This is a genomic window from Vibrio sp. 9-16B-A1, assembly GCF_056726165.1.
In genome coordinates, this window is sequence record NZ_JBSDZD010000008.1 from 124,543 (window position 1) to 142,697 (window position 18,155).

The following is an 18,155-nucleotide window of genomic DNA, read 5'->3' on the forward strand; positions in this document are numbered from 1 at the left end:
AATTAACAAACCCTTACAGAGAGTCATTCTGATTAGAGCTGGCCGTTTACTATCTGCTGCTCACATATTCCACCAGGGCCGGATTATGCCATTTATGCGCGCTGGCTCGCATTAGACACAGGGCCGGGCAGGGGATACAGTGCTCAGGTGACCTTGCGCAGGATTATGATCCGGCGCGAGCACATAGCAGGAAAACCGGAGTTATTTCGCTTTAGGCTACAAATAAGCCCTAACTATGTGAAACCAGCCCGCCAGCTGACCATGCTGAGCGGAGAGGCTGGCAAGGAGAAAATATGGAAATGTTGTCTGGCGCAGAGATGGTCGTCCAGTCTCTGATCAATGAAGGTGTTGAACAGATCTTTGGTTATCCGGGAGGCTCGGTCCTGGATATCTACGATGCCCTCCACGAGAAAACCGATAAAATCAAGCATGTCCTGGTCCGTCATGAACAGGCGGCAACCCACATGGCAGACGGTTATGCCCGTGCCACCGGTCATCCCGGTGTGGTACTGGTCTGTTCCGGCCCGGGTGCGACCAACACGGTCACCGGCATTGCCACCGCGTATATGGACTCGATTCCAATGGTTGTTATATCCGGTAACGTGGCGACGAACCTTATCGGTAATGATGCATTCCAGGAGTGTGACATCGTTGGCGTATCCCGCCCGATCGTAAAACACAGCTTTTTGGTAAAGAAAGCGGAAGATATTCCTGAAACCATCAAAAAAGCCTTCTATATCGCTTCAAGCGGCCGCCCTGGTCCTGTGGTGATTGACCTGCCCAAGGATGTAATGAATCCTCAGGTGAAACTGCCTTACCGTTATCCGGAAAGCATCAAGATGCGCTCGTATAACCCGACCACCAGTGGTCACAAGGGGCAGATTAAAAAAGCACTCAAAGCATTACTGGAAGCCAAACGCCCTGTGCTGTATATCGGTGGCGGAGCGGTGATTTCAGAAGCTCACGACTACGTGCTTAAACTTGCAGAATCTCTGAACCTGCCGGTAGTCAGTACCCTGATGGGACTGGGAGCATTTCCCGGTACCCACAAGAATTTCCTCGGTATGCTGGGCATGCATGGTGTTTATGAAGCCAATATGGCGATGCACAATGCCGATCTGATTTTTGGTGTCGGGGTCCGTTTTGATGACCGGACCACCAACAACCTGGAGAAGTACTGTCCGGGTGCCAAAATCATGCATATCGACATTGACCCGTCTTCGATTTCCAAGAATGTGAAAGTGGATTTGCCTATCGTGGGCTCGGCAGAAAAAGTGCTGGAAACCATGTATAAGCTGCTTAACGGTGAAGAGGGCTGTAATGACCAGCAGGCGATGGCGCTGTGGTGGCAGCAGATCCAGGGCTGGCGCGAGCGTAAGTGTCTGGCGTATGAGACCTCACCAGAACGAATCAAACCTCAGCAGGTAATTGAAACCCTGCACAACCTGACCGGCGGTAACGCGTACGTGGCTTCTGATGTGGGTCAGCACCAGATGTTTGCCGCCCTGTATTACCCGTTTAATCAGCCGCGTCGCTGGATCAACTCTGGTGGCCTCGGCACCATGGGCTTTGGCCTGCCCGCCGGTATGGGTGTGAAATTTGCCATGCCGGATGAAGAGGTCGTGGTGGTGACTGGTGACGGCAGTATTCAGATGAACATTCAGGAGCTCTCCACGGCACTGCAGTACGATATTCCGGTGAAGATCATCAACCTCAACAACCGCTTCCTCGGTATGGTGAAGCAGTGGCAGGACATCATCTATCAGGGGCGCCACTCTAACTCTTATATGAGTTCGGTGCCTGACTTTGCCGCCATCGCGGAGGCTTACGGCCACGTTGGGATGCGCATCAGTCATCCTGATGAGCTGGAAGAGGGGCTGAAAAAGGCGCTGGCGATGAAAGACCGGCTGGTATTTGTCGATATCAGTGTGGATGAGACCGAACATGTTTACCCGATGCAGATCAAAGGGGAAGGCATGGATAAGATGTGGCTGAGCAAAACGGAGAGGACCTGATCATGAGACATATCATTTCCCTGTTACTGGAAAACCAGCCGGGTTCTTTGTCACGCGTGGTGGGCCTGTTCTCTCAGCGTGGTTACAACATCGAATCCCTGACTGTATCACCGACCGATGATGAAACCCTGTCGCGGCTTAATATCACCACTGCCAGCGATGCGATGGAGCTGGAGCAGATCCAGAAGCAGCTGCACAAGCTGATTGACGTACTCAAAGTACAGGAAGTCACTGAACTGGAGCACATTGAGCGTGAACTGATGTTGGTGAAAGTAAAAGCCGATGGTTTTGCCCGAGCTGAGGTAAAGCGGACGGCGGATATTTTCCGTGGCCAGATTGTTGATGTGACCGCATCTCAGTATACGGTGCAGCTGACCGGTACCAGTGAGAAGCTCGATGCTTTCATCAGCGCGCTGTCCGAGGTGACCGACGTGATAGAGGTTGCCCGCAGCGGCGTAGTCGGCATCGCCCGCGGAAAGCACGCTTTGAAAGCCTGATACGATCCACCTCACTAAGCCGCCTGAATTAAAGGCGGCTTTTTTTATTGTTTGCTTAAATAATTATATACTCCTCTTTTTCTTATCCCCGGAGCCGGTTGTGCAGCTGAAAAAGTGGTTGATTTACTTAGCGGTGACCATTGCCGGTTCAGTCTTGCTGGTGGGGGCACTGACCTGGCAGCAGTACCACGCCATTCTCGATGAGCACCGTCAGCAGGTGATCAAAGACAGCTTTATTCAGCTCGAATACAGCGCCCGGGAATATAAAGAGCTTGAGGCTCAGTTCACCACTACGATGGAGCTGCTTGCAGGCAGCCATCAGGTTCAGGACTACCTGCGCGCCCCGGATCAGGCGCTGAAAGCCTATATTGAAGATGCCTGGCTCTCGATCGCGGTTGCCTAGGACTGGTTTCGCCATATCGCGCTGATCACCCCGGATGGCCGGGAGCAGGTAGTGATCAGGGTTTCAGATGATTCTGCCTCTTTAATGCCGGTGAAAACCGGACAGACCGACCCGGATCTGCTCCAGTTTGCCCGGCGGGTGAAGCCTGGTAATGTTGGGGTATGGGGCGTGGAGATCGCTGATAATGATACCGCCCGCTCCCTGAATCCGGTGATCACTCTGCTGGTACCGGTTCACAGTGAAAGGCAGCGTATCGGGTATGTCATTGCCAGGGTGGATCTGTGGACAGTCAGTGATGTGCTGGAGTATTCGCCAAACCGGGAATACGTGCCGGAAGTGCTCGACGTCTCCGGGTTCTATTTGGTCAGTGAAGACAAGAGTAAGCTGTTTGGTTTCCTGCTTCCTTCGCGTTCCGTTCACAGTTTTTCAAGGCTCTATCCGCAGATTTGGGGCAAAGTTCTCAGGGAGCCGGCTGGGTTTGATTACGCTTACGACAACCTGTTTATTTATACTCAGGTCAATTTTTTCCACGGTGATAAATTGTTCCTGATACTTCAGTTCAGTGAAGAGCAGTTGCTGGAACAGGTCAGTGGTAAGCTGCACGTGTTGTTCAGCCGGGCTATGTTTGGTCTTGCCAGCCTGTTCCTGTTTGCCTTTCCGGCCGCTTACATGGTTCAGGTGTACCATAAGCGCAGCCTGGAGAGTAAGCTCGCCAGAGCAGCGATTGATGGTATGTCTGCGGTACTGATCGCTGACAGCCGGATGCGGGTTATCATGGTGAACCGCGAATTCGAAAAGCTGGTCGGGCACGATTTCAACAGCATTAAAGGGGCGAATGCGCTCTGTCTTTTGTCGCCAAAACATGGTCAGGAGCAGCTTCACACCATAGCAACCTGGCTGAGAAAAGAGGGCATCTGGGAGGGGGAGCTGAAAATGGTACGCTCTGATGGTGGCTTTTCTGTCTCTATCACCCGGATCCAGCGTATCAGCAGCAGTAAACTCGCCAGCCGTTATTTTATCTGCTCCTTTGTCGATATCAGTGAGCGCAAAGCACTCGAAGATCAGTTGCGACATCTCAGCGAGCGCGACAGCCTGACCGGCTGCTGGAACCGGCGTAAGTTTGAACAGGAGCAGGCAAAGCAGTCGAGACTGTGTGAGCGTTACAGCGGAAAATATCAGGCATGTCTGGCGCTGGTGGATATTGATCACTTCAAGCGTATCAACGATCAGTACGGTCATGATCAGGGGGATATTGTCATTCAATCGGTAGCCCGGATCATCGGTGAGCAGCTGAGAGAGTGCGATTTTCTGGCCCGGATTGGCGGTGAGGAGTTCGCCCTGCTGTTGCCAAACACAGATCTCGAGGGGGCCGTGGTGTTACTCAACCGTTTACTGGCTGTGGTAGCAGAGGAGAGCGAATACCAGGTGACTGTCAGCATCGGGGTGACAGATATCCGGGGTGACAGTGCCCGGGCCTATAAACTGGCGGATATCGCCCTGTATGACTCCAAATCCGGCGGGCGTAACCGGGTTTCTGCATGTGACGGGGACAGCGACCTGGCCTGAACCTCGATTCCACAAGGTGCCGTCCTGCATTTTATACACTAAGACTAAAGTCTGGTACTGGTCATTAATTGAGCTAAACTGATAGTTGTGTAAACTATCAGTCTGGCTGTGTCAGCCGGCTTTGTAAGATGTCTGTTTTAGTGGTGAGATAAGTGATGGTTAACCATTTTCTGGTGCGGCTGACCATAGGAATGCTGGTGATACTTGGCTTTAAGCTGAGTGCGCTCTATTTTCTGCCGATGGTACTGCTGCTCAACACCCATCATAAAGAGTTCTTTGGGTGGTAAAAAACCGGGATAGCATATCCCGGTTTTTTTATACGACTAAGGTCTGATATGGCTGCGCCTATGCGTAGCTGACCGGCTCTGAAAGCGTTGGCTCAGATTCCAGTACGTGTGCGATCTTGGTGCGGGTGACATCCAGATAGTTGGCCAGCAGCGAGTCTGCCTGATCTGAATCTTTGGCCAGTGCGGCTTTCATCAGCTTTTCATGCAGCTCCACATCCAGGAAGTTGCCAACAGTGAACATGCTGGAGTTCAGAGCCAGGTGACGGTAACGGGCCAGCTGGTGGTTCAGGTCATCAAAGAATGACTGCATGCTGTGTGCGGCTGAGCCTGAAAACAGGGCGCTGTGGAATTGCTGGTAACGCTCTTCCCACTCAGAGTGCGGGTAGTCACCGGCAGAATGCTCAATACGGGACAGTTTATGGAATGCGGACAGAACATCTAGTTCCCAGGTTTCATCACCAGACTCAATCGCCTGGCTAAGCAGGTGGCATGAGACAACTTTCAGGCTGTTAAACAGGTCCCAGAGTTCATGATTTGACATTGAAGCTACCCAGCAGCCTTTTTGTGGTTCAAGGCGTACATACTTGGTCCAGGCCAGCTGAACCAGGGCTTCACGGATAGGAGATGCCCCGACCTGATATTTATCTTTCAGCTCAGCAACAACCAGTTTCTGGCCTGGAGCGAGCTCGCCATCTAAAATATCCTGACGGATCATTTTGCTAACTTTGTCGGCTAGAGTAGGGCTAGACACAATTTCCTCGTTATTTTTCTTCTACACAGATTCCATTCTCACTGCTTATGTTTGTAGCTAAACTATTGTAATGATAAATGTTTAACCATACGCAGTTCAGTAACAAGGATATTACGTCATCAAATCAGGACCAGCAAGCGGTTTAATAAAAAAAGAGGGCATAAGCCCTCTTTTAAGATATGACACTAAATTTTAGTGATTACAGAACGTGTACTGACGCTGTGTTAGTTGTGCCTGAAGCAACCAGTGCACCAGAAACCATTACCACGATGTCGCCTTTCTTACCCAGACCTGAAGACAGAGCCAGGTCTTTACCGTTGTGGTAGAACTCATCGGTGCTTGCGATAGAGTCAACCAGTACAGGGCGAACGCCTTTGGTCAGAACCAGCTGAGCTGCAGTCTTAGCGTTGGTAGTCAGCGCCAGGATGTTTGCAGTCGGGAAGTACTTACGAACAGAACGTGCAGATTTACCACCTTCAGTAGCAACAACGATCAGTGGAGCAGCCAGTTTCTCAGCTGTGTCTACTGCGCCTTTACATACTGCTTCAGTGATACGCAGACGTGGGCTGTCCAGACGTGAACCCAGTTCAGCTTTCAGTGCAGAGTCAGTGCGGTTAGCGATCTGAGCCATGATGGTTACTGCTTCAACAGGGTATTTACCTTTTGCAGTTTCACCAGACAGCATTACTGCATCGGTACCATCCATGATGGCGTTAGCAACGTCACCAGCTTCAGCGCGGGTAGGACGTGGGTTTTGGATCATAGAGTCCAGCATCTGAGTTGCTGTGATAACCATCTTACGTGCACGGTTACATTTCTCGATCATCATCTTCTGAGCGAAGATTACTTCTTCAGCCGGGATTTCAACACCCAGGTCACCACGTGCAACCATGATGCCGTCAGACAGCTCAAGGATCTCGTCGAAGTTGTCAACGCCTTCCTGGTTCTCGATCTTAGAGATGATGTGGATGTTCTCGCCGCCGTTCGCAGTCAGGATTTCACGGATCTCTTTAACGTCAGAAGCTTTACGGATGAAAGAAGCAGCAACAAAGTCAACGCCCTGCTCACAACCGAATTTCAGGTCGTTCTTGTCTTTTTCAGACAGAGCCGGCAGCTGTACAGAAACGCCTGGCAGGTTAACACCTTTGTTTTCGCCCAGTGCGCCGTTGTTCAGTACTTTACACTTAACTTCAGTTTCAGTAGTAGACAGAACTTCCATCTCGATCAGACCGTCGTCAACCAGGATAGTGTTGCCTTCAGCCAGGTCTTTTGCGAAACCAGCGTAAGTTACTGCTACAGTGTCTTTGTTACCAACAACTGAAGTGTCAGTTGTGAAAGTGAATTCCTGACCCGCAACCAGATCAACGTCGTTGCCGCCTTCCAGTTTGATAGTACGGATTTCAGGACCTTTAGTATCCAGAAGAATCGCCAGTTGTTTGCCCGTAGCTTCCATCACCTGACGGAAGTTAGCGATACGAGTGCCGTGCTCTGCGTAGTCGCCGTGAGAGAAGTTCAGGCGCATTACGTTCATGCCTGCGTTTACCAGCTCGGTCAGCTTCTCTACAGATTCGGTTTTAGGGCCAATCGTACAAACGATTTTGGTCTTTTTCATGGAAGATACTCTCCGGTAAGTATAGTTACAATTCAATTTGTTCTTCGCGTAACCCGGGTACATAAGAAAGAAAATGACAACAAAATGAAAACTCTGTTATTTGTTAACTATTTCATCACTTATGGCCGGCAAAGCCCGCGAAATCTTAAGTTTAGTGTAGTCAGACTTCTGTCAAACGCTATCGAAGTCAGCAAAAATTTTCCGTCTGGTAACATTCAATCTGAAAGTCATTGCAAAAAAATAACGAAAAATTATGTAATTTTTTTTCTTTAGGGTGCGAATTCTACCACCGAATCTTTCTAATATCACGGTTCTGAATTGTCTTAGGACAAGGTTTTGTCTCAATTTATTAATTTTTTGCTGTGAAAAAAATAGACAAAAAAGTTTCACTTCGACTAGAATGCTTTCGAAACGAAATTTAACGGCCGCCAAATTCATGTCGAAACGAAACACTCAGCTAAGAAGACACACTATCGCCAAACAGGTGGAAGAACTCGGTGAAGTCAGTGTTGAAGCTCTGTCCGCTCAGTTTGAAACCTCAGAAGTGACCATAAGGAAAGATCTTGCCGCTTTAGAGCAGGGAGGCCTTTTACTGCGGCGCTACGGGGGCGCTGTCGCATTGCCGAAAGAGGTGGTGCACGAGGATACCCAGACAAAAGTTTCGATTCGCAAGAAGCTGGTGGCGGAAGCGGCAGCGCGTCTGATACGTGATCATAACCGAATTGTTATCGACAGTGGCAGTACCACAGGTGCTCTGATTGAGCAGCTTAATAATAAGCGCGGACTGGTAGTGATGACGAATTCATTAAACGTGGCCAGCGCGCTTAACGCGCTTGAAAACGAACCTACCCTGCTGATGACCGGGGGAACCTGGGATATGCATTCTGAGTCCTTTCAGGGCCAGGTCGCGGAGTCGGTACTGCGTGCGTATGACTTTGACCAGCTCTTTATTGGCGCCGATGGCATCGACCTTGCAAGAGGCACTACAAGCTTCAATGAACTGCTGGGCCTGTCCAAGGTTATGGCCGAAGTTTCCCGTGAAGTGATTGTGATGGTCGAGTCAGACAAGGTGGGGCGTAAGATCCCCAATCTGGAACTGGGCTGGGACCAGATAGATGTCGTCGTCACTGACAGCGGGCTGCAGCCTGAACAGAAACAGCAAATGGAATCTCACGGCATAAAAGTGATTTGTGCCTGATCAAAAATTGTCTCCCTTTAAGGCCTTTGCTTGCTGCCGGAACAGGGACAACTGAAAAACTGGAGTAGAAATATGTGTGGAATCGTCGGTGCAGTAGCACAACGTGATGTGGCAGAAATCCTGGTAGAAGGCCTGCGCCGTCTGGAATACCGTGGCTATGACTCTGCCGGGGTGGCGGTAGTGGACAGCAGCTCTGAGCTGACCCGTATTCGCCGTCTGGGTAAAGTGCAGGAGCTGGCGGACGCCGTCAGCGAAGCGAAAGTAGCCGGTGGTACCGGTATCGCGCATACCCGCTGGGCAACCCACGGCGAGCCTTCAGAAGTGAACGCTCACCCGCACATGTCAGGTGACATCACCGTGGTGCACAATGGCATCATCGAAAACCACGAAGAGCTGCGCGTTATCCTGCGTGAGCGCGGTTATCATTTTGAGTCTCAGACTGACACAGAAGTGATCGCCCACCTGGTGGAGTGGGAACTGCGCAGCGCAGAAACCCTGCTCGAAGCGGTGCAAAAAACCGTGAAACAGCTGGAAGGCGCTTACGGCACTGTAGTGATGGACAAGCGTGACCCAGGCCGCGTAGTAGTTGCCCGTTCAGGCAGCCCGCTGGTGATTGGTTATGGTATGGGTGAGCACTTTATCGCATCTGATCAGCTGGCGCTGCTGCCGGTAACCCGCCGCTTCTCTTTCCTGGAAGAGGGCGACGTTGCAGAAGTGACCCGTTTTGAAGTCAATATCTTCGACAGCGAAGGCAACGCGGCAGAGCGTGAAATCAAGGAATCGGAAGTTTCTCACGATGCCGGTGACAAAGGTGAATACCGCCACTACATGCTGAAAGAAATTTACGAACAACCGATTGCCATCCAGCGTACCCTGGAAGGACGTCTGTCTGGTGGCCAGGTTCTGGCTTCTGCATTCGGTGAAAATGCCGAAGAGCTGCTGAGCAAAGTGAAACACGTACAGATCATCGCCTGTGGTACCAGTTACCATGCTGGTCTGGTGGCGCGCTACTGGATTGAGCAGTGGGCGGGGATCTCCTGTAACGTCGAGATCGCTTCTGAGTTCCGTTACCGTAAATCACACGTATTTGAAAACTCGCTGCTGGTGACCATTTCTCAGTCGGGTGAAACCGCCGATACCCTGGCCGCACTGCGTCTGGCTAAAGAGATGGGCTATATGGCCAGCCTGACCATCTGTAACGTACCGGGCTCATCGCTGGTTCGCGAATCAGATATGGCGTACATGATGAAAGCCGGTGCCGAGATCGGTGTGGCGTCAACCAAAGCCTTTACCGTTCAGCTGGCGGGTCTGCTGATGCTGGCTGGTGCGATTGGCCGCCACAACGGCATGAGCGACAGCGAGCAGTCGAAGCTGGTGTCTGCGCTGCAGTCTCTGCCGGCGAAAATCGAGCAGACTCTGTCTATGGCTGAGCCTATTGAAGCCCTGGCGGAAGACTTTGCTGACAAGCACCACTCCCTGTTCCTTGGCCGTGGCGAGCAGTCTGCGATCGCGATGGAAGGGGCGCTAAAACTGAAAGAGATCTCTTACATCCACGCAGAAGCGTACGCAGCCGGTGAGCTGAAACACGGTCCGCTGGCACTGATCGATGCGGATATGCCGGTCATCGTGGTAGCGCCAAACAACGAACTGCTTGAGAAGCTGAAGTCTAACGTGGAAGAAGTGCGCGCCCGTGGTGGCCTGATGTACGTGTTCGCCGATGCCAACGCCTCATTCGAAAGCGATGACACCATGAAAGTGCTGAGCGTGCCGCACTGTGACGAGTTTATTGCACCTATCGTCTACACCCTGCCACTGCAGCTGCTTTCTTACTATGTTGCCCTTATTAAAGGTACCGACGTAGACCAGCCTCGTAACCTGGCGAAATCGGTAACGGTAGAGTAAGCGCCACTGAACGGCTGTGGGAGTAAGATAAGCTCTCACAGTCGTTGCTGTAGTTTTATCCTGCGTCCGTGGTTGTTGCCCGCTCAATTGCTGCGGAACAGACCGTCAGATTGTCTGTCCCTGTCGTACTTTCCAAAGTTTTTCATCTGCAGCCCTGGCTGGTGTAAAGGTCAGGAAATACTATCTTGTCACTCGCATTTTTTCCCGCAATGAACCGGTGCTGATACCGGCTGTTCACTTTCTGCTCGCATTTTGTTTTTTTGCCGGTTGCTACACTGGCAGTGCCAATTTATATCTCTCCATACGTAATTAGTTTCATTTGCCGCCTTGTTCAGGAAGGCATTCAGTTACTTTACATATGTTCAGTGATGCCGGTGTTAACCGTTTATGGACCGTTATCCGCGCGATGACCTGAATGAAGTCAGATGATTAATAAAAAAAGGCTCACTATGACATTCGACAAGATTGTTCAGATCGTTGCTCAGATAAAAAATGATCCGTCCATTGAAGATACAGCGAGTGGCTCAAGCCACCTTATTAATGACCTGGGGCTGGACTCGCTCGACATAATCGACTTTCTTCTGGAGCTTGAGGTTGCTTTTGATTTGCAGCTCGACTTTGAAAAGATTGACTTTTCCATCATGGAGAGTGTGAGTGCGCTGGTCACTTTTATTGATTCTGAAAAAAACAGACAAGCGGTCGCATGCTAAACGCCATCACCTGGGCATGCTTTAATGCTGAAGCGCTCTGGAATGACCGGCGATATTGCTCGCTGCCGTCATTTTACAATGACAATCAGCCGCTTCACGATCACCTGCTCGATGAAGTGTTGTTACCCAGGCACGCTTCTGAATCAGTGCTCACCCTGGTAAAGCCTGACAGGTATCTGACGGCTTACCACCGGCAGCTTGGTATTGCTCCGCAAAGGCACTTTGTTTGCGAAGACCTTCCACGGTGGCAGGGGCTGGGAGCGCCTAACTGGCGTGAAGGGGGCGACGTACTTGCCGAAGTCGCGGGCCTTTTCAGCGCAAGCCGTCAGCGTCCATTTGCCAACATCCCCGGCGCGTATCAAAACCATTTCACCAGTTTACACCTGCCCGGTTATGAGAGTGTCGTTAAGGTCAATGACAAGCGATATGCCGTTGAGCGTTGTCACGCGCTCAATATCGACCACGCCGGGACGGTATTGCACTCTCACTCCTGTATCGGACAACTCAGTCAGCATCCGTTGCCGCTGATCCTCAAAGAGCCGTTCGGCGTTTCCGGGAAAGGAAGCCTGGTGGTTAAAAACGCTGCTGTTCTGTCGAGGGTGATCCGGCATCTGACCAGACAGGTCACCGCAGGACGACAAATGGCTTTGGTTGTGGAGCCATTTCTTGAGAAAGAAACGGATTTTTCAAGTCAGTGGGAAATAACCGAAGACGGAAGTATTGAGTTTCTCCACTGTTGCGAAGTCGTCAATGACAGGCTGAAGTTTTCGGGAATAAGAAAGACGTCTGACGGGCTGGAAAAGCGTATTCGCGAATATGACTACATTCAAAAACTGATGCCTCTGCTGCGTGCTGTTTATAACGACGGATACTGGGGGCCGGTTTGCATTGACTCTATGTTATTGAAAGATGGTGCCATTGTTCCGGTGGTCGAAGTTAATGCGCGAGAATCGATGGGAAATATCGCACAAACCTGGTTTAAGGCGCTTCCGGCGCTGGATGAACCGGCGTTCCGGCAAGCATCCATCCGGTATACCTCGCCGGTAGACTTTAAACAGTTACTCAGCGATCTGGAGCAGAGCGGGGCGCTCTGCCTGCCCGGTGCGAAACAGGGGATCGTTCCTTTAAACAGCCGGTGCCTGCAGCTTTCAGGCGGTGAGCAACCCGCCATCGGCAGGTTATATTCCATTCAGTCAGGCTCAGGTGTACCGGCTTATCTTCAAAGCGCGTTAGAAAAACAGGGTGCCACCATTTTATGAAGCCTTGTCCGATTGTTATTTTAACCGCCAGCAGCGGGCTAGGCAGCTTTGTACCAGCGGTCACGCTCTCAAAATGGCTACAGCAACAGGGCTGTCAGATCCACTTTCATGCTATTGAACAGTTATACACTGATGATGCGCTTAAACGATTTCTCAGAACCCGTTCGCTGTGTCAAAAAGACCTGCGCACCGCAGGTTTGACCCAGCAGTGGCTGACTCACAGCCCCCGGTCTGTGTTACAGGCGATCGAACCTCAGAAACTGGCCAGTGTGGTTCAGGGCTGGCGTGAGTCTGGCGCGCATCAGTTTATCCTGTTCAGTGGTTTCTGGACTTCAGTACTTGAGCGTTGTCTGGATGATTTTAATGGCATATCGCCAGTTCAGATTGATGCCGTCCATATGGATACCGGGCTTTCTCTCTCGTGGCAAACCGATACCCGCCTGCCTGTGACTCATCACTGGCCACTGTCGCCGGGCTGCCTCCGGCACCTGATTCCACCGGCTCCGGTTGTTGGCTGGGAGCAGCGCCTGAAGCGTGTCGCGGTTCATGGTGGCGGCTGGAACATTGGTCATCCTGAACAATATTTACCTGCGCTAAGGAACAGGTTTACCCTGTTGACCCCATCAGTATCCGGTGCGATGCCATCCGATCATTTACTGGAAACCGACAGACGCTGGAAACCCTGGGTTGAAGGCTGTTTAAACGGTGGGCAGTTTCCTGTTCAGCGATTAAAACAAGCTGCAAAAACGGATATACCCCACCGCCCGGACACGGCTTTTTTTCAGCAGCAACTGTCGCACTCGCTGGCCCTGGTGACCAAACCTGGCGGTGCCAGTTTGCTCGACAGTCTGGCAACAGCTACCCCGCTGGTATTGCTCCCTCATTTTGGTGACTACGAAAAACAAAATGGTCAAAGCTGGATTGACCAGGGTTTCGCTATCAGTTTTAAACAGTGGCAGGAGCAGGGCTATTCCACCGCTGCCATAGAGTGGTGTCACCACCGGCTTGTTGAGGCGGGAGCAGGTAACAGTATTTTTGGAGAAAGGTATGAAAACGAAAACCTCACTGAAGCTTGATGAGGAGGGGTTCTCGCGCCTTAAGCACAGAGCGGGGCAGATTGCGTCCACCAGACGCGGGCTGAGTGGCAGTCCTGACTGGGCCGCCGACACTCCTCAGCAAGTGGGAATAAAAATGAACAACCACTGCAACTTACGCTGCAGGCATTGTTTTGAATGGAATGATGATGGCTATCATCATCAGCTGGGTAAATCTGAACGCGGTAATGAAGTCCCGCTGGAGATCGTCGAAAAGCTGCTGGCCTCTACCTCAGAATCTCAGGCTCCGTTCTATCTGTGGGGTGGGGAGCCGTTGATGTATAAAAACATGACAGGGCTGATGGGGTTGTTTGAGCAGCACCCCCGCTGGGTGACCATTTGTACCAACGGCCTGCTGATTGAAAAACAGCTGGCTCAGCTGAAGAGAATTGATGACCGGCTGGCTTTACTGGTGAGCCTGGATGGCCTTGAAGAGGATAATGATGCCATTCGCGGCAAAGGGGTATTTAAGCGGGTGGAGCGGGCGATCAGGCGGGTTCTGGAGCTGCGGAAGCAGAGCCGGTTTGCGGGAAAAATCTCGCTTTGCCTGACCATCAGTGACCATACGATTGGTAAGCTGCATCAGTTTGTCACTTACTTTTCTGAGCTTGGTGTCGACAGCGTTTATCTGGTTTTCCCCTGGTATATCCCGACATCTGTTGCCCTTGAAATGGACCAGTGGGTCAGCACCAACCTGCCCTGGAAACAGAGCCGGCTGGACGCCTCCAATGAGTGCAGCTGGCATGGTTACACTTACCATCTGTCACCTGAGCGTATTCCCGCCCTGCTTGAAGACATTGAGCGTATCACTGCTGAAACCTGGAGTTGCCGGGTACGCTTTCACCCGAACCTGGAACCTGGTGAGGTTGAGGGTTTTGTCAGGGGCAGTACCACCCCGGCAGAAAATAAAACTTTTTGTACTGCGATCCGGAACCGGCTGGATGTTCTTCCCAATGGCGATGTGTCGAGCTGTAAGTTTTTCCCTGAACTTGATGTCGGCAATCTGCAACTGCTTCCGCTTGAAGATGTCTGGCGCGGGCGTGCCTATCAGGCATTTCGTAAACAACTTCACTGTGGGCTGATGCCGGTTTGTTCCAAATGCACTCTGCTCTACAGCACCGGATAGGGAGATATTATGTCAGAAATCACCAATACCAACATTGCCGGTAAGCCACCGCTCAACACCAATATTCTGCAAAACAAACTGCCGGTGTGGGTAACTCTGCAGCTGACGGATGCCTGCAACCTGCGATGCAAAATGTGTTACGAGTGGGGAGAAAACGGGACCTATCACGGCCGCAGGTTAACCCGTCTGGACAAAGAGGTCGTATTCAAAGTCATTGATGAGTGCCTGCCCGTTAAGCCTTATTTTGCCCTGTTTGGGGGCGAGCCCATGATGTATCCGTGGTTTGAAGAGGTGGTAGACCGGATTCGCAGGGGAGGCGCAAGGGTTGATGTGCCCACCAACGGCACATTCTTGAAGCGTAAAGCCGAGTCTCTGGTTGAGACTCCGCCCAACCGCCTGTGGGTATCGCTCGACGGCCCTGAAGAGATCAATGATGCCCAGCGCGGCGAAAACGTGTATCAGAAAGTGCAGGAAGGCGTGGCTGCCCTGTTTGACCTGAGGGAAACAAAGGGACTAAAGGAGCCGAAAATTGGTTACACGTTTATTGTGACGCCGCATACACACCTGTATATCCAGGGCTTTTTTGAGCACTGCCTCAACCTGGATATGGTCGACCATATCAGTATCGAGTTTCAGACTTTCGCGACGGCGAGTGAGCACGAGAGGCATCTCAGTCTGTTTAAGCGCCTGTTTGGTGTGCAGGAAACTCCCTGCGCAGCCGGGATGCTGGATGATGTCCGTAAGTTTGAAACCATGGATTTTTCAGCCATTGAAAGCCAGATCCGCTGGGTAGAGCAGCAGTGTAAAAAGCGCGATATCTACTTTGTCTGTTACCCCAGGACCATCGCCAGTGACAACTACCGGGCTTATTTTTCCAAGCAGTATCAGGCTCTCGCGGATCAGCGGGATAAATGCTTCTTTCCATGGATCTATATGGAAGTGGCCTCCAATGGTGACGTTACTCCCTGCCACACCTTTTATGACGTGCCTTTGGGCAATGTTAACCAGCAGAGCGTGTCCGCGATATGGAATGGCAGCCTTATGAAAAACTTCCGCCAAAAACTCAGAAACGAAGGCGGTTTGTTCCCCATTTGCGGGTCGTGTGCCCGCTATTACGCCGATCCGAATAAGAGGTAATGATATGAGTTATATATCGGTTCAAAACCTGAGCAAAGGCTTCCCTTTTTACCGGAAGCAATCCGGACTTAAAGCCTCGGTAAAAAACCTGTGGGCGCGAGAACAGCAGTTTAAAGAGGTGGTGAAGTCGGTATCGTTTGAAGTTGAGCGGGGCGAAATTGTTGCTTTTATCGGTCCTAATGGTGCGGGCAAAACCACCACGATGAAAATGCTGTCTGGCATTCTTCACCCCACCTCAGGACATGCCACTGTGATGGGATTTACTCCCTGGGAGCGAAAGAAAGCGTTTAAGAAGCGTTTCTCTGTCGTGATGGGACAGAAGCAGCAACTATGGCCCGACCTGCCGGCACTGGACAGCTTTGAGCTTAACAAACGCATCTATGAGATTGATGATGCTCCTTACCGAAACACGCTTGGTGAGTTGAGTGAGATCCTCAACGTCCGGCACTTACTGGATATTCAGGTCAGGCGCCTTTCACTCGGTGAGCGGATGAAGATGGAGCTGATAGCGGCAATGCTGCATCAGCCCGATGTGATATTTCTTGATGAGCCAACGCTGGGACTGGATTTTTTGTCCCAGCGGGCCATCCTGGCGTTTTTAAAGACACTGTCAGAAGAAAAAAACACTACGATGCTGCTGACAAGTCATAACATGACGGACATTGCGACCCTGTGTGACCGGGCTTTGGTGATTCAAAATGGCGGGCTGGCTTTCAATGGTGAGCTGAGCCATCTCAGCAGTTTTGTTGGTGCAAAACGGCACCTGCACATTCATACCCACTCCACCTTATCACCCGGGGACTTTTCCATTTATGGTCAGGTGGTTGAGTCAGGTCCTAACGAGATCATTCTCGAAGTCACCAGGCAGGAATCTAATGTGGTGCTGACTAAGATTTTATCGAAAATGGATGTCGCGGATATCAATATCAAAGAACCTCCGCTCGAAGAGAGCCTGGAGCGACTCTATGCCGGTACCAGGGTGTCTGCATGAACAAGTACCTCTTTATTGCAAAAATGGGGCTGCAGATGTCCCTGACTTACCGGCTTAATTATCTGATAAGTCTGCTTTCTTCCGCCTTTCCTATTCTGCTGCAGGTGATGCTGTGGCATGCCATTTTCACCTACACAGGCGCAGAGGTGGTCTATGGCTACAGCTACCCGGAAATGATGGCATATACCCTTTTTGCCTCGCTCGTCGGTCAGGCGCTGAGGACCGGTTTTGAGTACGAAGTGGCGATCGATATTAAAGAGGGGGGCCTGAACCGGTTTCTTATCCAGCCCCTTTCTTATCTTGGATACCGGTTTACGAGCTATGCAGGACAAAATATCAGCTATTTTACGGTGACGCTGGTGCTGATTGGCATATGCGGAGTTGCCCTTTCACACGTGCTGGATGTTCACTTTGCCATCAGGAACTATTTGCTGTTAACCGTCGTTTTGTGTGCGGCATTTATGATCCAGTTCTTTCTGTTTTTCATGGTGGGGCTGGTCGCATTTTGGGCTCAGGAGGTTTGGGGAGTATTTGAATCCGTCCGGATTATCGGCCTGTTGCTGTCCGGAGGAATATTCCCGCTGACCGTATTTGGCGAAACGGGAATGGAGATACTGAGCTGTTTACCTTTTCAGTACATCATATTCTTTCCGATTGAAGTGGTTCTCGGACGGGTCTCTGACGCTGAGCTGATGAGCGGGCTGATGGTTCAGTTTTTCTGGATCGGGGCCCTGTGGGCTTTGTCGCGGCTGGTATGGAACCGTGGCTGTAAGAGCTTCATTGCGCTGGGAGGATAACGTATGTGGAATGAACTCATTAAACATATCAGAATATACGGTTTTTTATTAAAAATTAATGCCATGCGTCAGCTTGAGTACAGGGTGAATATCGCGCTGAACGTCATGGTTGAAATGGGCTATCTGTTCGTTAAGCTGATGTACGCCTACATTGTCCATGATACCGGCGTACACATCGCAGGGCTCTCCCCTGACAGTATCTATCTTTTTATCGGTACCTACATGCTGATGACGGTGTTTTTTGTCAGCATGCTGCAGTTCAATATTGTTGTCTTTGACCAGCAGATCAGGGATGGGGATTTTGACCTGATACTCACCAAACCGGTCTCTTCTCAGTTTATGGCCACACTCAGGTACGTCGAGACCTGGATCTCTGTCCCCAATATCATCGTCGGCGCAGGTCTGATTGCTTATGGCTGGCAGGCCTCCGGCGTGGCGTTAACAGCAGCGAATGTTTTCGGTTTTGCCGGCTTCGTTGCCATGGGGATCGTTACTATGTATGGCCTGTTTGTTCTGCCTCTGTTGCTGGCGTTTAAGTTCAAAAACATATCCGCGTTACAAAGCTTCTACTGGGCGATGTGGGACTTCAATAACTTACCCCACAAGATCCATTTACGGCCAGTACAGTTGATTGGCGCTGTCGTTTTCCCGCTGTTTTTAATTACCAACTGGTCGCCACTATTTGTGCTTGGCCAGCTTACTGCAGCAGAGGTGCTGTGGGGGATCACAGCACCGGTTATCCTGTTAGGGCTCACCCGTCTGTTATGGGGCAGGGCCCTGCGTCATTATGAAAGTGCAACCAGTTAGCGA

General features: G+C 51.1%; 16 protein-coding genes and 1 pseudogene. 15 read left to right on the forward strand and 2 right to left on the reverse strand.

Translation table 11 applies throughout. From position 1 onward, the window contains the following. Positions 1-293: 293 nt before the first annotated feature. The 5 genes and pseudogenes from ACVB80_RS14310 to ACVB80_RS14330 all read left to right on the forward strand — a co-directional run bounded on the left by ACVB80_RS14310 (position 294) and on the right by ACVB80_RS14330 (position 4,768). Positions 294-2,015 (forward strand): acetolactate synthase 3 large subunit, encoded by a 1,722-nt coding sequence (locus ACVB80_RS14310; protein ID WP_481081966.1) that lies wholly within the window; start codon positions 294-296, stop codon positions 2,013-2,015. 2 nt (positions 2,016-2,017) lie between these two features. Beyond that, the gene (ilvN, locus tag ACVB80_RS14315; RefSeq protein ID WP_481081967.1) at positions 2,018-2,512 is read left to right on the forward strand and encodes an acetolactate synthase small subunit; all 495 of its coding nucleotides are present in this window, start codon (positions 2,018-2,020) and stop codon (positions 2,510-2,512) included. Positions 2,513-2,729: 217 nt separating this feature from the next. After that, positions 2,730-3,455, forward strand: a pseudogene (locus ACVB80_RS14320) (cache domain-containing protein); the annotation flags it as partial. A 129-nt stretch (positions 3,456-3,584) separates the two neighbouring features. Further along, positions 3,585-4,481, forward strand: coding sequence for a GGDEF domain-containing protein (locus tag ACVB80_RS14325; RefSeq protein ID WP_481082070.1), 897 nt, complete (start codon positions 3,585-3,587; stop codon positions 4,479-4,481). A 155-nt stretch (positions 4,482-4,636) separates the two neighbouring features. After that, entirely contained in the window at positions 4,637-4,768 is a 132-nt protein-coding gene (locus tag ACVB80_RS14330) for a hypothetical protein (RefSeq protein ID WP_481081968.1), read from the forward strand. A 58-nt stretch (positions 4,769-4,826) separates the two neighbouring features. Here the strand turns inward: ACVB80_RS14330 and ACVB80_RS14335 are convergent, their stop codons facing one another. Continuing rightward, complete coding sequence (locus ACVB80_RS14335; protein WP_481081969.1) at positions 4,827-5,519, reverse strand: GntR family transcriptional regulator; 693 nt, start codon at positions 5,517-5,519, stop codon at positions 4,827-4,829. Between the two features lie 199 nt (positions 5,520-5,718). Further along, positions 5,719-7,131 carry a pyruvate kinase PykF gene (pykF, locus tag ACVB80_RS14340; protein ID WP_481081970.1) on the reverse strand — a complete coding sequence of 471 codons (1,413 nt, stop codon included), beginning with the start codon at positions 7,129-7,131 and terminating at the stop codon, positions 5,719-5,721. A 436-nt stretch (positions 7,132-7,567) separates the two neighbouring features. Between pykF and ACVB80_RS14345 the strand changes: the two genes are divergently transcribed. The 10 genes from ACVB80_RS14345 (at position 7,568) to ACVB80_RS14390 (ending at position 18,152) form a co-directional block, all read left to right on the forward strand. Next, complete coding sequence (locus ACVB80_RS14345; RefSeq protein ID WP_481081971.1) at positions 7,568-8,329, forward strand: DeoR/GlpR family DNA-binding transcription regulator; 762 nt, start codon at positions 7,568-7,570, stop codon at positions 8,327-8,329. Positions 8,330-8,401: 72 nt separating this feature from the next. Then, the gene (glmS, locus tag ACVB80_RS14350) at positions 8,402-10,231 is read left to right on the forward strand and encodes a glutamine--fructose-6-phosphate transaminase (isomerizing) (RefSeq protein ID WP_481081972.1); all 1,830 of its coding nucleotides are present in this window, start codon (positions 8,402-8,404) and stop codon (positions 10,229-10,231) included. A 425-nt stretch (positions 10,232-10,656) separates the two neighbouring features. Then, complete coding sequence (locus ACVB80_RS14355) at positions 10,657-10,941, forward strand: phosphopantetheine-binding protein (protein ID WP_481081973.1); 285 nt, start codon at positions 10,657-10,659, stop codon at positions 10,939-10,941. Then, positions 10,935-12,200: an ATP-grasp domain-containing protein gene (locus ACVB80_RS14360; protein WP_481081974.1), complete on the forward strand. Its 1,266-nt coding sequence runs from the start codon at positions 10,935-10,937 to the stop codon at positions 12,198-12,200. Before ACVB80_RS14355 ends, ACVB80_RS14360 begins: the two co-directional genes overlap by 7 nt. Beyond that, positions 12,197-13,276: a hypothetical protein gene (locus tag ACVB80_RS14365; protein WP_481081975.1), complete on the forward strand. Its 1,080-nt coding sequence runs from the start codon at positions 12,197-12,199 to the stop codon at positions 13,274-13,276. The genes ACVB80_RS14360 and ACVB80_RS14365 overlap by 4 nt, the downstream gene beginning before the upstream one ends. After that, entirely contained in the window at positions 13,248-14,420 is a 1,173-nt protein-coding gene (locus ACVB80_RS14370) for a radical SAM protein (RefSeq protein WP_481081976.1), read from the forward strand. Before ACVB80_RS14365 ends, ACVB80_RS14370 begins: the two co-directional genes overlap by 29 nt. 9 nt (positions 14,421-14,429) lie before the next feature. Next, positions 14,430-15,557 (forward strand): radical SAM protein, encoded by a 1,128-nt coding sequence (locus tag ACVB80_RS14375; RefSeq protein WP_481081977.1) that lies wholly within the window; start codon positions 14,430-14,432, stop codon positions 15,555-15,557. A gap of 4 nt (positions 15,558-15,561) precedes the next feature. Beyond that, positions 15,562-16,548, forward strand: coding sequence for an ABC transporter ATP-binding protein (locus ACVB80_RS14380; protein ID WP_481081978.1), 987 nt, complete (start codon positions 15,562-15,564; stop codon positions 16,546-16,548). Next, the gene (locus tag ACVB80_RS14385) at positions 16,545-17,345 is read left to right on the forward strand and encodes an ABC transporter permease (RefSeq protein ID WP_481081979.1); all 801 of its coding nucleotides are present in this window, start codon (positions 16,545-16,547) and stop codon (positions 17,343-17,345) included. The genes ACVB80_RS14380 and ACVB80_RS14385 overlap by 4 nt, the downstream gene beginning before the upstream one ends. A gap of 3 nt (positions 17,346-17,348) precedes the next feature. After that, positions 17,349-18,152 carry an ABC transporter permease gene (locus ACVB80_RS14390; protein WP_481081980.1) on the forward strand — a complete coding sequence of 268 codons (804 nt, stop codon included), beginning with the start codon at positions 17,349-17,351 and terminating at the stop codon, positions 18,150-18,152. The last annotated feature ends 3 nt before the right edge of the window (positions 18,153-18,155 follow it).

What these genes read in the sequence shown, in the direction of transcription:
- ACVB80_RS14375 (WP_481081977.1), top strand. Translation starts at nt 14,430, where the DNA reads ATGTCAGAAATCACCAATACCAACATTGCCGGTAAGCCACCGCTCAAC.
- ilvN (WP_481081967.1), top strand. Translation starts at nt 2,018, where the DNA reads ATGAGACATATCATTTCCCTGTTACTGGAAAACCAGCCGGGTTCTTTG.
- ACVB80_RS14390 (WP_481081980.1), top strand. Translation starts at nt 17,349, where the DNA reads ATGTGGAATGAACTCATTAAACATATCAGAATATACGGTTTTTTATTA.
- ACVB80_RS14380 (WP_481081978.1), top strand. Translation starts at nt 15,562, where the DNA reads ATGAGTTATATATCGGTTCAAAACCTGAGCAAAGGCTTCCCTTTTTAC.
- ACVB80_RS14365 (WP_481081975.1), top strand. Translation starts at nt 12,197, where the DNA reads ATGAAGCCTTGTCCGATTGTTATTTTAACCGCCAGCAGCGGGCTAGGC.
- ACVB80_RS14370 (WP_481081976.1), top strand. Translation starts at nt 13,248, where the DNA reads ATGAAAACGAAAACCTCACTGAAGCTTGATGAGGAGGGGTTCTCGCGC.
- glmS (WP_481081972.1), top strand. Translation starts at nt 8,402, where the DNA reads ATGTGTGGAATCGTCGGTGCAGTAGCACAACGTGATGTGGCAGAAATC.
- ACVB80_RS14355 (WP_481081973.1), top strand. Translation starts at nt 10,657, where the DNA reads ATGATTAATAAAAAAAGGCTCACTATGACATTCGACAAGATTGTTCAG.
- ACVB80_RS14345 (WP_481081971.1), top strand. Translation starts at nt 7,568, where the DNA reads ATGTCGAAACGAAACACTCAGCTAAGAAGACACACTATCGCCAAACAG.
- pykF (WP_481081970.1), bottom strand. Translation starts at nt 7,131, where the DNA reads ATGAAAAAGACCAAAATCGTTTGTACGATTGGCCCTAAAACCGAATCT.
- ACVB80_RS14330 (WP_481081968.1), top strand. Translation starts at nt 4,637, where the DNA reads ATGGTTAACCATTTTCTGGTGCGGCTGACCATAGGAATGCTGGTGATA.
- ACVB80_RS14325 (WP_481082070.1), top strand. Translation starts at nt 3,585, where the DNA reads ATGGTTCAGGTGTACCATAAGCGCAGCCTGGAGAGTAAGCTCGCCAGA.
- ACVB80_RS14360 (WP_481081974.1), top strand. Translation starts at nt 10,935, where the DNA reads ATGCTAAACGCCATCACCTGGGCATGCTTTAATGCTGAAGCGCTCTGG.
- ACVB80_RS14385 (WP_481081979.1), top strand. Translation starts at nt 16,545, where the DNA reads ATGAACAAGTACCTCTTTATTGCAAAAATGGGGCTGCAGATGTCCCTG.
- ACVB80_RS14310 (WP_481081966.1), top strand. Translation starts at nt 294, where the DNA reads ATGGAAATGTTGTCTGGCGCAGAGATGGTCGTCCAGTCTCTGATCAAT.